Raw genomic sequence first — 15,513 nt, 5'->3', positions numbered from 1 at the left:
ATGACGAGGGAGTTTTCAAATGGTTGAGTATCGTTATCTGGGCCGCAGTGCCCTCAAGGTGTCGCCGCTGACGCTGGGGGCGATGATGTTCGGCAACCAGACGCCGGACGACGTGGCGTTCCGCATCATCGACAAGGCGCATGAGCAGGGGATCAACTTCATCGACACCGCCGATGTCTATCATGACGGCAAGTCGGAACAGGTGGTCGGCCGCGGCATCAAGAAGAACCGCGACAGCTGGGTCGTGGCGACCAAGTTCGTCAACTCCCATAACAAAGGCCCGAATCTCGGCGGTTATTCCCGCAAATGGGTCTATCAGACCGTCGAGAATTCCCTGCGCAATCTGGGCACCGACTATATCGACATCCTCTATTTCCACCGTGCCGTGTTCGACGCGCCGCTGGACGAGCCGGTGAGGGCGATCGCCGACCTGATCAAGGCCGGCAAGCTCAGATATTTCGGCGTTTCGAACTTCCGCGGCTGGCGCATCGCCGAGGTCGCGCATCTCGCCGACCAGTTCGGCATCGACAGGCCGATCGCCAGCCAGCCGCTCTACAACATCGTCAATCGCACGGCGGAAGCCGAGCAGCTGCCGGCTGCGGTCGCCTATGGTCTCGGCGTCGTTTCCTACAGCCCGCTGGCTCGTGGCGTGCTGACCGGCAAGTACAATGTCGGCGAGGCGCCGGCTGCCGATACCCGCGCCGGCCGCGGCGACAAGCGCATGCATGACGTCGAGTTCCGCGACGAATCGATCGCCATTGCCAAGCAGATAGCCGCGCATGCGCAGGCCAAGGGTGTCGCCGCCGCCGACTTCGCGCTTGCCTGGGTGCTGAACAATCGGCTGATCACCTCGGCGATCGCCGGTCCGCGCACCGAAGAGCAGTGGGACAGTTATATCCGCGCTCTGGACGTGAAGCTCGATGCGGAGGACGAGGCGCTGGTCGACCGGCTGGTTGCGACCGGCCATCCGTCGACGCCGGGCTTCACCGATCCCGGCCATCCGGTCGAAGGTCGCGTTCCGCGCTCGGCCGCCGCGGAAGCGCAGGTCATTCCGCTTGCTCGCCCGCAGCGGGTTGCATGATGTGAATTTGGGCCGACCCTGCTCATCCTAAGAAAAGCCCCGGATTTTCGATCCGGGGCTTTTGGCTTGGGAGGGCCTTATTCCGCCGCCAGCGCCTTCGTCTCTCTCAGCCCAAGCAGCCGCCTGGCGTTGCCGCCCGCGACGAGGCGGGCCTCTGCATGGCCGAGACCCGCTTCCGCGAGGCTTTCGGCAAGACTTTTCCGGTCGAGCGCGGCAAGGATCGGCCAGTCCGTGCCGGCCAGCACCCGTTCGGCGCCGAAGAAGCCGGCCAGCGTGCGGATGATCGCGGGGTCGTGTCCCATCGTGTCGAAATAGATATTCGGACGCCTGCCCGCCGCCCGCTCGGCGCGGCCATAGATGCCGCCGCGTGCCGCCTGCACGATTGCGCCGAGGCCCAGCGTCGCGAAGACGAGGTGCAGGTCCGGCAATTCATCGAGCAGAGGCGACTGTATGACGGAGAGGAACGCCACGCCGTTCATCAGTCCGCGTCCGAGCGAGTTGCCGAGCATGCCGGCGCCGGCGATCAGCGTCTGCGCGTTCGGATGAGCGACCGGATGCACGAAGACGGGCACTTTGTAATGTGCCGCCGCTTCCAGCGTCGGACGCGCGGAAGGATCGGCCAGGAACTTGCCGTTACGGGACGAGTCGATGACGAGGCCGGACAGTCCGAGTTCGGTAATCGCCCTTTCCGCTTCGCGCGCGCCGTCTTCGCCGCTGAAGGCGTCGGTCACGCCGAAGCCGGATAGCGTCGGGTGATCGTGCGAGAGAGTGGCCAGCCATTCGTTCGCTTCTCCGACGGCGGCGGGATCAACAGGGCCCTCCGCACCGAACAGGCTCTCGATCGTTGCGGTCACGATCGCCAGCGACACGCCGGCTGCCTCGAATTCTTCCACCAGTGCTTCCGGCGTGGTGATCTTGCGGTAGATCTCGGGTGCGAAGCCGCTGGCGGGCCTGGCATATTTGCCCCCGGGTCCCCAGGCCGGTGGCCACAAATGCGTGTGGATGTCGACGATATCGAGCGGCGCGGTCATTCTGCGGCTACCTTTCTGGCCTCGCGTTCGGCGATCCCGGCTTTCACGAGCGGCACGACGTCGCGTCCGTAGGTGACTGTATCCTCGGTCGGATAGAAGCCGCGCACGAGGAAATTGGAGACGCCAGCGTCGTAATAGTCGAGAATCGCCTCGGCCACCTGTTCCGGCGTGCCCACCAGCGCGGTGGAATTGCCGCCCGCGCCGCTCGCCTCGGCCACCTCGGTCCAGAGGCGCTTGTCGAGCACCTTGCCGCGTCCGGCTGCTTCGCGAAGGCGCACCGAACCGACATTCGAGGGTAGTTTCTCGCCGTTGCCGCCGGCCGAGCGGGCGACCTGCGACTTCACCTTCTCAAGGATATCGGCGGCCTTGGCCCATGCGGCGTCTTCCGTCTCGGCGACCACCGTGCGGAAAGCGAGGGTGAAGCGGATATCGTGGGCCGAACGCCCGTTGGCGACGGCTGCGGCGCGCACCTTGGCGATCGTTTCGTGCGTGCCGTCCAGCGGCTCGCCCCACAACGCGTAGATATCGGCATGCTTGCCGGCAACCGCGATCGCAGCGTCCGAGGAACCACCGAAAGAGATCGGAATGCGCGGTTTCTGGAACGGCTTGACCTGGCTGAATGCGCCCCTGAACTTATAGAAACGGCCTTCGTGATCGAAGGGCCGATCGCTCTCCCAGACCTTTTTCAGCACGGTCAGATATTCGTCCGTGCGGGCGTAGCGGGTATCGTGGTCTTCGAAATCGCCGTCGCGGGCCTGGTCGGCATCCGATCCGCCGGTGATGACATGAACCCACAGGCGTCCTTCGGAAAACTGGTCGAGGGTCGCAAGCTGCCTTGCGCCGAGCGTCGGCGCCATAAGGCCCGGCCGGTGGGCGAGAAGCGCGCCGATCCGCTCCGTCTGGCTGAAGACATAAGCCGCGATCTGGTTGTTGTCCGGCCATTGCGCGAACTGGCCGATCAGCAGCCGGTCGATACCGGCAGCCTCCGCCGCCTGAACATGCTTGCGGATATAGGTCTTGTCGATGACCGGCCCGGCGGCGGGGACGACGTCGGACCCCTCGCGATTGGACGTATGGCCGATGAATTCGGATTGCATGATGAAGCTCCTGGAACGGCATCAGGAAAGAGCCCGGATCAAGCTCAGTCGCTTCCGCTGAATGTCGGGATGCGTGTTTCGCCCTATTAATCTATTTATTTGATAGTCATTGTCGATTGCGTTTTGCGGGTCGATCCTAGGATAAGTTTTCACCTATCCGCCCATGGATGGATTGCGTTTGCGTGAGAGCGAAGACGAGCCCGCCGAAGACGATGCGCGGGGTGCATTCCGGCTGCTTCCCGATGCAACGATGACGGCAGGGGCCGGTTGCGATGTAGGATAAATTTGCCTGCAATGGGTGTGGCTTCGGCTGTGGCGGCAAAAAATATCGAATTCGGGCAGGGCGGACGTAGCTTTTTTCAGAAAGCCTCACGAGTTTGGAAATACAGTATCTCGATAAAGTTAGTATATTTAATATCGTTTCCCCGATCACCCGTTCAGGGGTGTTGGACGCAATCCGGGCTCTTCCGCCTCCCGTTGAAGTAGCCGCTTGGGGGATAATCACATGACGATAAGAAATGCCCGGGTCCTGAAACCTACGCGGCGCGCTTTCCTGCTTTCGACCGTCGCTCTCGCAGCCGTTGCGGCGATGCCTCACGTTTCCCGCGCCCAGGACGAGACGCCTCGCGGCGGCAGCGTTTCGATCAATATCGGGACCGAGCCGCCGGTTCTGGTCCTCATCGCGCATAGCGCCGGGGCGGCCTACTATATCAGCGGCAAGGCCACCGAAAGCCTGCTCACCTACGACAAGGATTTCAATCCGCAGCCGCTGCTTGCAACCGAATGGAAGGTGAGCGACGACGGGCTGCGCTACTGGTTCAAGCTGCGCGAAGGCGTGCGCTGGCATGACGGCAAGGATTTCACGGCCGAGGATGTCGCCTTCTCCATCCTCGCGCTCAAGGAAAACCATCCGCGCGGCCGCGCCACTTTCGCGACGGTGCAGAAGGCGAATGTGCTGAACCCGCACGAAGTCGAGCTGCTCCTTTCCAAGCCTGCGCCCTACCTGCTCAGCGCGTTCGCGAGCTTCGAGGCGCCGATCGTGCCGAAACACCTCTACGAAGGCACGAAGATCGCCGAGAACCCGCACAACGTGGCGCCGGTCGGCACCGGTCCCTACAAGTTCGTGGAATGGGTGCGCGGCAGCCATGCGCTCTTCGTCCGCAACGAGGACTATTGGGGCTCGCCGAAACCTTATCTCGACCAGATCATCTTCCGCTTCATCATCGATCCGGCTGCTGCCGTCGCCGCCATCGAAACCGGCGAAGTGCAGGTGTCGACCGCCAACCTTCCCCTGACGGATATCGACCGCCTCAAGGCCAATCCGAACCTGATCGTGGATACGGACCCGGCTCCCTATTCGCCGAGCATCGCGCGGGCGGAGTTCAACCTGGAAAACAAATATCTCGCCGATATCAAGGTGCGCCATGCGATTGCCCATGCGGTCGACAAGGATTTCATCGTCAATACGGTCTATCTCGGTTACGCGACCCGGCTCGATGGACCGGTCAGCCCGGATCTCGCGAAATTCTACACGCCCGATCTGCCGAAATACGAGTTCGATCCCGCCAAGGCGGAGAAACTTCTCGACGAGGCGGGCTACAAGCGCGGTGCGGACGGGTTCCGCTTCAAGCTCTTCATCGATCCGACCCAGCCCTCTGGTCCTCCCAAGCAGACGGCTGAATATTTCGCTCAGGCGCTCGCCAAGGTCGGCATCAAGGTGGAACTCCGCACGCAGGATTTCGCGACCTTCGTGAAGCGGATCTTCACCGATCGCGATTTCGATATCGCCATCGAGGGCATGAGCAACCTCTATGATCCGACGGTCGGCATCCAGCGTCTCTACTGGTCGAAGAACTTCAAGCCGGGTGTGCCTTTCACCAATGGTTCCAAATATGTGAACCCGGACGTCGACCGCCTTCTGGAGACCGCAGCCGTCGAGGTTGATCCCAAGAAGCGTCTTGCGCTGTTCAACGACTTCCAGAAGCTGGTCGTGCAGGACCTGCCGACGCTCGACATCGTCACGCCGTCGGTGATCACTGTCTACGACAAGCGGGTCAAGAACCTGAAAACCGGCGTGGAGCACCTCTGGAGCAACGGTGCCGGGATCTATCTCGAAGAATGATTGACGACAGGAATGGCGGCCGGGCTTCCGGTCCGGCCGCCATTGTTTCTGGACTTCCGGAGGTCCTTGCGTGACAATTGCCAAATTGCAGACAACCAGGGGCCTGACGCGCGAAGAACTGCTTGCGCGCATTCCCGCCTTCGCGTCGGAAGTCGCCAAGGGCGCCGCGGAACGCGATCTCAATCGCGAACTGCCGTTCGAGGCCTTCCGGCTCTTTCGCGAGCTGGGCCTCGGTACGTTGCGTATCCCCGTGGCTCTTGGCGGGCCGGGGGGATCGGTCGCCGACTATATCGAGCTGATCGCCGCGATCGGTGCGGCCGATTCCAATGTCGCGCACGCCCTTCGCTCGCATTTCAACTATGTGGAAAATGTCATCCTCAGCGAGCCACGGGAGCGGGATGCGGGAGCGGTCGAGCTGATCCTTGCAGGAAAGCTGTTCGGCGGCGCTCATACGGAGCAGGGGACGGCACGGCCCGGACAGGTCACGACGACGATCATCCGGCAGGGGGACACCTACCGTCTCAACGGCCGCAAGTGGTATGCCACCGGCACGGCCTTTGCCGATTTCGCATCGTTCAGCGCGCTCGACGAGCAAGGCCAGGCGGTCGGCGTGCTCCTGCCGGTGGACCGTCCCGGCGTCCAGATTCTCGACGACTGGGACGGCATGGGGCAGCGCCTGACGGCAAGCGGCGGCGTGATCCTCGACAATGTCGAGGTGTTTCCGCATGAGTTCACCAGACGCAGCCTGGACAATCTCGTCGGTCGTCACTGCTCGACGCTGCGGCAGCTGCATCTGGCTGCGAGCGCTGCGGGCGCGGTGCGGAATGTCCTTTCCGACGGGCTCGATTACGTGCGGCGCCAGGCTCGGTCGGCGGCGCACAGCATGGCCGACACGGCCAGTCAGGACCCGTTCGTCCAGCAGGTCATCGGTGAGATCGCCGCCAATTCCTTCGCCATCGATACCGCCGTCTCCGCCGCGGCGGCTACCCTGGATGAGACGGTTGCGGCATTCACACATGGCGGCGAGGCGGAAATCGAGGACGCGTTGCTTGCCGCCGCGCTCGCCACAGCGCGCACGCAGCTTCTGCTCGGCCAGCTTGGCCCCAGAAGCGCGGAGCGCATGTTCGAGCTGGGCGGCGGATCGGCAACCTCCCGAAACAACAATTTCGACCGCCACTGGCGCAACATCCGCACGGTCCTCAATCACAATCCGTTGCTGCACAAGTCACGCGTCGTGGGCGACTACCTGCTCAACGGAACGATGACGCATCTCAGGGAAGGAAAGGTGTTCTGAGCATGCAGGCGGTGGGCGAAGATCCGGCCGCGATCCTGACCCGCGCCTCGCATCCGCCCGCAGTCGCCGAATTTTTCCCGGAGGTTCCCATGTACCCGACATTCATATTACCCGGTCTGAACGGCTCGCCGGACGGGCACTGGCAGCGCCATTGGGCAAAGGAACGTTCCAGCTCCTCCGTCGTGGAACAGGAGGACTGGAGCTGTCCCGTCCTGGAGGATTGGCAAGCCGAACTCGACAGGGCGCTTTCGCAAACCGAAGGCGCCTTTCTCGTTGCGCATAGCCTCGGGTGCCTGCTGGCGGCAAGCTATGCCGGGCGGTCTCTCGCCGCGAAAATCCGGGGCGCGCTGCTGGTGGCGCCATGTTCGTTGGCCGTCACTTTGCAGCTTCACCCATGCATGATCGAGTTCGGCGAGGAACCGCTGTCACGGCTCCCCTTTCCCAGTCTCGTGGTCGGTAGCCTGAACGACCCCTATATGAGCGTTCCCGATATCGAGCGGCACATTCGCAGCTGGGGCAGCGAACTCGTCACGATCGGTTTTGCCGGCCATATCAATGTCGCGAGCGGCTTCGGCCGCTGGGATGAAGGTTACCGTTTCTTCGAGCGGCTGAGACGGGCCGCAGATGAAGCTTCCGGTCGCACGCGGGGGGCCGTCCCGCTGGTCCGGACAGCCTGAACGTTGCCTCGAACGCCTTCGCCCAGCCTGTCCGTGGCCGATTTGAGCCCGGCGCTTTCAGTCTTTCGGACCGGAGAAATCAAAAAGCTTAATTCCCCAAGCGCCGCTTCGGATCGAAAAAGATTTCGCAGAAGCCCGCTGCAATCAGAAATAACGCTCTTCATAAATACACTAAATCAATAGATTAATTGTGGGAAAGTTTCCGACGCATCCGCGAGGTCCCGATGTACGCTCTGAGCCTTCTCGACAAAAGCCCCGTTCCGCGGGGAGAGAGCGCCGTTGCGGCGCTGTCGAATACGGTCAATCTCGCAAAGAAAGCCGAGGAACTGGGGTATCGCCGCTTCTGGGTGGCCGAACACCATGACAGCGCGGAACTGGCCAGTTCCGCGCCGGAAGTGCTGGTTTCCTGGATACTGGCCAACACATCGCGCATCCGCGTGGGATCGGGCGGCGTCATGCTGCAGCACTATAGCCCCTATAAGGTGGCGGAAGTGTTCAACCTGCTTTCGTCGCTTGCTCCCGGCCGCGTGGATCTGGGCATCGGCAAGACGCCCGGCGGCCTGCCCAGGGCAACCGCCGCTCTTCAGGCCTATCGCGCCGCCAAGCCGGATTTCGAGGCGCAGTTTGCCGATCTCAGGGCATTTCTGGACAATGCCGTCGCCAGCCAGCCGGATGAGACCCGGCCTGTTGCCGGCCCGCGGCCTCCGGTGACGGCGGACCGCTTCCTGTTGGGGGCCAGCCCGGACAGCGCCCGTCTTGCGGCTGCCTATGGATGGAACTTCGTCTTTGCCGGTCATCTCAACGGCGATCCGGAAAATCTGCGGATCAGCCTTGAGACCTTCCGGCGGGAAAGCGGCGGAAAGCCGGCGATCCTGGCGCTTGCCGCCTTTGCTTCCGAAAGCGCTGCGCATGCGGCGGCGCAGGTCTCCGAACTCAAGGTTTTCAAGGTTTTCCTCGACAACGGCCAGTCTGTAAGTCTCGGCCGCCGCGAGCAGGCGGAGGAGTTTGCAAGGCAGGCCGGCGCCAAGGAATACCGTATCGAGGAGCGCAAACCGAGCGTGCTGCACGGTACGGCCGAGAGCATTCACGAGGAGCTCGCGCGTCTTTCGAAGCTGTACGGCGTCGAGGAATTCATCCTCGAGCCGCCGGCCGTCGGCGCCGACGAGCGGCTCGCATCCGTCGAGCTTCTGGCGCGCAAGCCGCTTTCCGCCGCCGCATGATTCTGAAGGAGATATGAGATGACCAGGAAAATCCGTTTCGGCATCATGCTGCAGGGCGCGGGAGGGCACATGAACTCCTGGCGTCATCCGAAAAGCCCGGTGGATGCCAGTGTCAATCTGGAGTTCTTCAAGACGACGGCGCTGAAGGCCGAAGCTGCGGGCATCGCCTTCGCCTTCGTGGCGGACGGGCTCTACATCAACGAGAAGTCGATCCCTCATTTCCTCAACCGGTTCGAACCGCTGACGGTTCTTTCCGCGCTTGCGACGGTGACGTCGAAGATCGGTCTCGCCGGGACCGTTTCGACCTCCTACAGCGATCCATTCACGATAGCCCGCCAGTTCGCCTCGCTCGATCTCCTGAGCGGGGGGCGCGCCGGGTGGAACGCCGTGACGACGCCGCTTGAAGGAACGGCGAAGAACTACAGCCGCCAGCATCCGGAACATGCGTTGCGCTACGAGATCGCGCATGAATATCTGGAGATCGTCAAGGGTCTCTGGGACAGCTGGGACGACGATGCTTTCGTGCGCGACCGGGAGACCGGCAAATTCTTCGACCGTGAAAAGCTGCATCGGCTGGATCACAGGGGACGCTTCTTCTCCGTGGAAGGCCCGCTCAATATCCAGCGCTCGCCGCAGGGCCAGCCGGTCATCTTCCAGGCCGGTTCGTCGGATGCCGGCATCGGGCTTGCGGGCAAGCATGCGGATGCGGTTTTCACCAACGCTGTTTCGCTGGAGGACAACCTGACCTTTTCCCGCCAGGTGAAGCAGGCGGCGGTGGCGCAGGGGCGCTCGGCGGACGACGTGAAGATATTCCCCGGCATCGGCCCGGTCGTCGGCGAGACACAGGCGGAAGCGGAAGAGAAATACCAGACCATCCGCAACCTGATTTCGATAGAAGACGCGCTTGCCTATCTCGGCCGCTTCTTCGATCACCACGATTTCAGCGTTTATCCGCTGGACGAACCTTTCCCGGAACTCGGCGACATCGGCAAGAACAGCTTCCGCTCGACCACGGACCGTATCAAGCGGGTCGCCAGGGAGAAAGGCCAGACGCTGCGCGAGGCCGCGCTGGAGGCCGCGACGCCGCGCGAAGGTTTCGTCGGGACGGCGGATGCCATTGCGGGCAAGATCATCGACTGGGTGGACAACGGAGCCGCGGACGGGTTCATCCTGGGCTTCCCGGTCATCGCCGAGGGTCTCGACGACTTCGTCCGGCTGGTGATCCCGATTCTTCAGGAGCGCGGTTATTTCGATCCGCATCTGGAGGGGACGACGCTGCGCGATCATCTCGGCCTGCCCTATCGCGAAAGCGTCTACAAGACGGGTCCGGGCCGTGAAGCGGAAAAAGCCCGGGCTTGACGAACTGAAAGGCTGATGCGGCCGCGCCTCGAAACCCCGCGGCCGAACCTTCGGAAAGCAGACGACCATGAACATCCACACTGACGGCGCGCGTCCTCGCGACGACGCCGAACGGGCGATCCTTGCCTCCATCGATGAGTTCGTCGCCATACGGCGCGACCTGCATCAATATCCTGAGCTCTCCTTCCAGGAACGGCGGACTTCTGGAATCGTAGCCAAATATCTCCTCTCTTATGGCTACGAGGTCACGGAGGGCATTGGCGGCCATGGGGTGGTCGCCACGCTCAGGCGGGGGCCGGCCGGCCGGCGCATCGGTATCCGCGCGGATATCGATGCGCTGCCGATCGCCGAGGCGACCAACCTCGTCTATGCAAGCCGGAATCCGGGTGTGATGCATGCCTGCGGTCATGACGGCCACACCACGATCCTGCTGGCCGCAGCGCGTTACCTTGCCGAACACGGCAAGTTCTCCGGCACGTTGACGCTGATCTTCCAGCCGGCCGAGGAAGTGGGCGCCGGCGCCCGCAAGATGATCGAGGACGGGCTTTTCGAGCGTTTTCCGGTGGATGCGGTGTTCGGGCTGCACAACTGGCCGGGTGTCACGGCCGGCCAGCTGGGCTTCGTGGAAGGACCTGCCATGGCTTCGGTCGATCAGGCCGTGATCCGTATTGTCGGCAGGGGCGGCCACGGTGCGGCGCCTCATGAAGCGGTCGATCCCGTTCTGGCCTCGGCCTCCTTCATCACCGCCCTGCAGAGCATCGTTGCACGTAATGTCGATCCGCTGGAAATGGCGGTGCTGACCGTCGGGTCGATCCATGGCGGCTCGGCGTCCAACGTCATTCCCGAAAGCGTCGAGCTGAAACTCACGGCCAGGGCCTATTCGGAAGCGATCCGCGACAAGCTGGAGGAACGCGTGCCGGCCCTCGCGCGCGCCCAGGCGGAGAGCTTCGGCGCACAGGCGGATGTGAGCTACCGGCGCGGTTTTCCGCCGGTCATCAACCATGTGGAGGAAACGCGCTTTGCCCGCCGCGTGGCCGAGAAGAACTTCCCGGCGGAGCAGGTGGCCAGGGACTTTCGTCCGCGCACGGCGAGCGAGGATTTCGCCTACATGCTGGAGGCGCGGCCCGGCTCCTACCTTTTCGTCGGCAACGGCGACAGCGCGCCTCTGCACAGCCCTCACTACGATTTCAACGACGAGATCATAGCACCCGCGGCCCGGCTCTGGGTGCGTCTCGCCGAGACCTTCCTGTCCTGATCCGTCGATACAGAGGAATGCCCGTGAGCGATCGCTTTGTCTACACCACCCCGCTCGATCCGCTGGCGAAGCCGCTGATCGACGAACTCACCTACGAATACGACAGCCGTTACGGCAGTTTCTACGACGCGGAAGGCGCGACGAAGGAAATGAACCGTTATGCCCCGGATGTCTTTACGCCTCCGTACGGCAATTTCCTTCTTCTGCTGCGCGACGGGCAGGCGATCGCGGGCGGCGCCTTCATGCGGCACGAAGGCGACGACACCGCCGAATTCAAGCGCATCTGGACGCATTCGTCCCATCGCCGCCAGGGACTGGCCCGGAAGGTTCTGCTGGAACTGGAGGTCCAGGCGGCACGGCAGGGTTATTCCCGTGTCTACCTGACGACGGGGTTCCGTCAGCCGGAAGCCGTCGGCCTCTACCTGACCAACGGGTACACCGCGCTCTTCGATACTGCCGCCGATCCGGAAACGATCAGGAAGCTGCCGTTCGAGAAACTGCTTCCGGCCGGTCCGTATGTGGTGCGCGCATCCGTTCCGGCAAGCGCTGTCCACGGTGTGTGAGGAAGATCGCCATGACCGTCACGACCGACTTCAACGACGTGGCCGTAGCGGCGCCGAAAGCGCCGGCCGCAAAAGGCGATTACTCGCACTACCGCATCGTGCCGGCGCGTTATCCGGCCCGCACGGTGGGTACGGTTTTCGCTCTGCTGGTCATCGCCGCGGCCCTGCATTCGATCTTCGGCAATCCTCGCTGGGGCTGGGACGTCTTCGCCGAATGGTTCTTTGCCGAACCCGTGCTGGTCGGCCTTGGCCGCACGCTTCTGCTCACCTTTCTCGGTGCCCTTTTCGGATTTCTGCTCGGCACCGGCCTTGCGCTCGCGCGCGTCTCCCGCTCTCCGCTGCTCGCCGGCGTTTCCTGGGTCTATATCTGGATCTTCCGCTCGATCCCGCTGATCGTGCTCCTGCTGATCCTCAACAATCTCGGCTATCTCTACGAGACGATCACGGTCGGCGTGCCCTATACCGGCATCAACTTCTTCAGCTGGAACACGACGCAGCTCATTACGCCTTTTGCCGCCGCCGTTCTCGGGCTGACGCTCAACCAGGCGGCCTTCGCGTCCGAGATCATCCGCGGCGGCATTCTCTCCGTCGACCAGGGACAGCTCGAAGCGGCGTCGGCGCTCGGTCTTCCGCGTAGCCGCCAGGCATCGCGGATTGTCCTGCCGCAGGCGATGCGTTCCATCCTGCCGACTGCCTTCAACGATATCATCGGTCTCGCGAAGGGCACGTCGCAGGTCTATATCCTGGCGCTGCCGGAACTCTTCTATACGATCCAGATCATCTATCGCCGCAATCTGGAAGTCATACCGCTGCTCATGGTGGCGACGGTCTGGTATCTCGTCATCCTGACGGTGTTGTCGATCGTCCAGCATCACATCGAGCGGCATTACGCCAGGGGCGCGCTCCGCAATCCGCCTCCATCGATCTTCTCCAGCCTCTATCGCCGTTTTGTGCCGCAGGCGGTGGAAACGGGTGAAGCCGCTGAACCCGCGGTGCGGCCGGCCGAGCGCCGGGTGGACATCGCGCCTCTCCATGCGCGCGGCGGCGATGTCACGATCCATGGGGTATCGAAGAGCTACGGATACCTGAAGGTGCTGGACAACGTGACGCTTTCCATCCCGGCCGGCAGCGTCACCACCATTCTCGGCCAGTCGGGGTCCGGCAAATCGACGCTGCTGCGTTCGATCAATCACCTGGAGCGTGTCGACGAGGGGTTCATCGCCATCGACGGCGAGCTGATCGGCTATCGCCAGGACGGTGAAACGCTCTACGAACTCAAGGAAAAAGACATCCTGAAGCGCCGCGTCGAAGTCGGCATGGTGTTCCAGAGCTTCAACCTCTTCCCGCATCTGACGGTCCTGGAGAACGTCATCGAGGCTCCGATCACCGTGCGCCGTATTCCGAAGGAGCAGGCGGAGGCGGAGGCGCGCGATCTTCTCGCCCGTGTCGGCCTTGCCGACAAGGCGCAGGCCTATCCGCGCCAGCTTTCCGGCGGCCAGCAGCAGCGTGTCGCAATCGCCCGCGCCCTGGCGTTGAAGCCGAAGGTCCTGCTGTTCGACGAACCGACCTCCGCGCTGGACCCGGAACTGGTGAACGAGGTGCTCGACGTCATCAAGGAACTCGCCCGTTCGGGCACGACGCTGATCATCGTCACCCATGAAATCGGCTTTGCCCGCGAAGTCTCCGATCTGGTGGTCTTCATGGAACAGGGCCGGATACTCGAAACCGGCACGCCGGAAAAGGTCTTCAACCGGCCCGAGCATCCGCGCACCGCGGAATTCCTCGCCAAGGTTCTCTGAAAAATCGAAACCCAAAGGAAACAGCCAGGATGTCCTACAGATACAAGTTGCTCAGTTTCGCAATCGGTGGACTGTTGTCGCTCTCCGCCGCCCTCGCTTCGGTCGCCCATGCGCAAGGGGTCGATCTTTCGCCGGAGCAGAAGGACCGGGTCCGGTCCGAAAAGGTGCAGGCGGTGATCGATCTCCTGCCGGAAGACTACAAGTTCGTGACTCCCGGCAAGCTGACCGTCGCCTCCGTTCCCGGCAACCTGCCATTCGCAGTCTACGGCAGCGACACCAAGACGCCGGTTGGCGGCGAACCGGATGTCGCCCAGCTCGTGGCCGACAGCCTTGGGCTTGAATTGCAGCTCGTCCCGGTCGCCTGGGCGGACTGGCCGCTCGGCATCGCCTCGGGGCGGTTCGATGCGGTGATACACAATGTCACCGTTACCGAGGAGCGCAAGGAAAAGCTCGATTTCTCGACCTACCGAAAGGACTTGCTCGGCTTCTATGTCGCCAAGGACAGCAAGATCCAGAGCATCGCCAAGCCGGAGGACGTGGCCGGCCTGAAGGTGATCGTCGGAGCCAGCACCAACCAGGAGCAGATCCTGCTGCGCTGGAACGAGGCCAATGTGGCAAAGGGCCTGAAACCGGCGGAAATTCAGTATTATGACGATGTCGTGGTGCAGGATCTGGCGCTGCAATCCGGCCGCGCCGATGTCTATCTCGGGCCGAACGCGATCTCCGCCTTCAAGGCGGCGCAGGGCAACAAGACCCGCCTCGTCGGCACCTTCTCCGGCGGCTGGCCGGTGACGGCGGAAATCGCCGTCGCCACAAAGAAAGGCTCGGGCCTTGCGGATGCGATCACCGCGGCGATCAACGCGCAGATCAAGAACGGCAATTATGCCAAGGCGCTTGCACGCTGGAATCTTTCCGCCGAGGCGATCCCGGAATCGCAGACCAATCCTCCCGGCCTGCCGAAGAAATAATTCGTTTGGCGCGGGCCGTCCCTCTGTGCCCGCGTCTCTTTTACCAAACCGGAAGCTCGTCATGACCTTTTTCAAGAAAGCAGCCGGCCTTGTGGCTGCCAGCCTGCTGGCCTCCGCCATCGGCTTTGCGACCGCGATTGCCGCGGACGATATTTTCGATCTCTCACCCGATCAGTCGGGCCGTATTCGAGCCGAAAAGGACCCGGCGGCGATCGCAGCGGTCCCGAAGGACTTCAAGTTCGTCGCGCCCGGCAAGTTCACCGTGGCCGTATCGCCCGGCGGTCCGCCGCTTGCGACCTATGCCACCGATGCCAAGACCGTGGTTGGCGCCGATCCCGACTATGCGCTGGCGATTGCCGACAGTCTCGGGCTTCAGCTGGAACTGGTTCCGGTCGCCTGGGCCGACTGGCCGCTGGGGCTTGCCTCCGGCAAATATGATGCCGTGATTTCCAATATCGGCGTCACGGAACTGCGCAAGGAGAAATTCGATTTCTCCACCTACCGGCAGGGCCTGCACGGTTTCTTCGTGAGAGCCGACAGCAATATCAAGGAGATCAGGGAGCCGAAGGATGCCGCGGGCCTGCGCATCACGGTCAGCGCCAGCACCAACCAGGAGCTCATCCTGCTCAAGTGGAGCGAAGAGAACGTCAAGGCCGGGCTCAAGCCGATCGAGCTTCAATATCACGACGACGATGCGGCCCGGCTCGTCGCGCTGCGTTCCGGCCGTGTGGACGTGATCGTCCAGCCCCATGCCCAGCTCGTCTATATCGCCGCGCGCGACAAGAACATCCGGCGTGTCGGCACGCTCTCCGCCGGCTGGCCGGAGCGGTCGGACGTGGCGATCACCACCCGCAAGGGTTCGGGACTGGCGGATGCGCTGACGCTCGCGACCAACGATCTCATCAAGAGCGGCGCTTACGCAAAGATCCTGCAGCGCTGGCAGCTTTCGGAAGAAGCGCTGCCGGAATCCCGGACCAACCCTCCCGGCCTTCCGAAGAGCTGATCCCGCATCCGGGAGCCGCAGCACCGGCTGCGGCCTCATCCCTT

At 63.0% G+C, this 15,513-nt stretch carries 13 protein-coding genes; 11 read left to right on the top strand and 2 right to left on the bottom strand.

Translation table 11 applies throughout. The features are described 5' to 3' along the window. Positions 1-19 precede the first annotated feature (19 nt). Positions 20-1,081 (top strand): aldo/keto reductase, encoded by a 1,062-nt coding sequence (locus ACFFP0_RS26410; protein ID WP_377265197.1) that lies wholly within the window; start codon positions 20-22, stop codon positions 1,079-1,081. A 77-nt stretch (positions 1,082-1,158) separates the two neighbouring features. Here the strand turns inward: ACFFP0_RS26410 and ACFFP0_RS26405 are convergent, their stop codons facing one another. After that, entirely contained in the window at positions 1,159-2,112 is a 954-nt protein-coding gene (locus tag ACFFP0_RS26405; protein ID WP_377265196.1) for an amidohydrolase family protein, read from the bottom strand. Then, a complete protein-coding gene (locus ACFFP0_RS26400) occupies positions 2,109-3,209 on the bottom strand; it encodes an LLM class flavin-dependent oxidoreductase (RefSeq protein ID WP_377265195.1) in 1,101 nt (366 codons plus the stop codon). The genes ACFFP0_RS26405 and ACFFP0_RS26400 overlap by 4 nt, the downstream gene beginning before the upstream one ends. Positions 3,210-3,714: 505 nt before the next feature. Here ACFFP0_RS26400 and ACFFP0_RS26395 point away from each other — a divergent pair. The 10 genes from ACFFP0_RS26395 to ACFFP0_RS26350 all read left to right on the top strand — a co-directional run bounded on the left by ACFFP0_RS26395 (position 3,715) and on the right by ACFFP0_RS26350 (position 15,469). Beyond that, positions 3,715-5,331: an ABC transporter substrate-binding protein gene (locus ACFFP0_RS26395; RefSeq protein ID WP_377265194.1), complete on the top strand. Its 1,617-nt coding sequence runs from the start codon at positions 3,715-3,717 to the stop codon at positions 5,329-5,331. Positions 5,332-5,401: 70 nt separating this feature from the next. Then, the gene (locus tag ACFFP0_RS26390; protein WP_377265193.1) at positions 5,402-6,625 is read left to right on the top strand and encodes an acyl-CoA dehydrogenase family protein; all 1,224 of its coding nucleotides are present in this window, start codon (positions 5,402-5,404) and stop codon (positions 6,623-6,625) included. Between the two features lie 2 nt (positions 6,626-6,627). Beyond that, positions 6,628-7,302 carry an RBBP9/YdeN family alpha/beta hydrolase gene (locus ACFFP0_RS26385; protein WP_377265192.1) on the top strand — a complete coding sequence of 225 codons (675 nt, stop codon included), beginning with the start codon at positions 6,628-6,630 and terminating at the stop codon, positions 7,300-7,302. Positions 7,303-7,526: 224 nt separating this feature from the next. Then, positions 7,527-8,522, top strand: coding sequence for an MsnO8 family LLM class oxidoreductase (locus ACFFP0_RS26380; protein WP_377265191.1), 996 nt, complete (start codon positions 7,527-7,529; stop codon positions 8,520-8,522). Positions 8,523-8,540: 18 nt separating this feature from the next. Further along, complete coding sequence (locus ACFFP0_RS26375; protein ID WP_377265190.1) at positions 8,541-9,881, top strand: LLM class flavin-dependent oxidoreductase; 1,341 nt, start codon at positions 8,541-8,543, stop codon at positions 9,879-9,881. 67 nt (positions 9,882-9,948) lie between these two features. Further along, complete coding sequence (locus ACFFP0_RS26370; protein WP_377265189.1) at positions 9,949-11,136, top strand: M20 aminoacylase family protein; 1,188 nt, start codon at positions 9,949-9,951, stop codon at positions 11,134-11,136. A gap of 23 nt (positions 11,137-11,159) precedes the next feature. After that, the gene (locus ACFFP0_RS26365) at positions 11,160-11,699 is read left to right on the top strand and encodes a GNAT family N-acetyltransferase (protein ID WP_377265188.1); all 540 of its coding nucleotides are present in this window, start codon (positions 11,160-11,162) and stop codon (positions 11,697-11,699) included. An 11-nt stretch (positions 11,700-11,710) separates the two neighbouring features. Then, positions 11,711-13,498 carry an amino acid ABC transporter permease/ATP-binding protein gene (locus ACFFP0_RS26360; RefSeq protein WP_377265187.1) on the top strand — a complete coding sequence of 596 codons (1,788 nt, stop codon included), beginning with the start codon at positions 11,711-11,713 and terminating at the stop codon, positions 13,496-13,498. Positions 13,499-13,527: 29 nt separating this feature from the next. Next, positions 13,528-14,466, top strand: a complete 939-nt coding sequence (locus ACFFP0_RS26355; RefSeq protein WP_377265186.1) for an ABC transporter substrate-binding protein — start codon at positions 13,528-13,530, stop codon at positions 14,464-14,466. Positions 14,467-14,527: 61 nt separating this feature from the next. Further along, positions 14,528-15,469, top strand: coding sequence for an ABC transporter substrate-binding protein (locus ACFFP0_RS26350; protein WP_377265185.1), 942 nt, complete (start codon positions 14,528-14,530; stop codon positions 15,467-15,469). Positions 15,470-15,513: the final 44 nt, after the last annotated feature.

The sequence above is a fragment of the Neorhizobium puerariae genome (assembly GCF_042429745.1).
In the GTDB taxonomy this organism is placed as follows: Bacteria; Pseudomonadota; Alphaproteobacteria; order Rhizobiales; family Rhizobiaceae; genus Neorhizobium; species Neorhizobium puerariae.
This window is presented reverse-complemented; position numbering and strand designations above follow the sequence as displayed.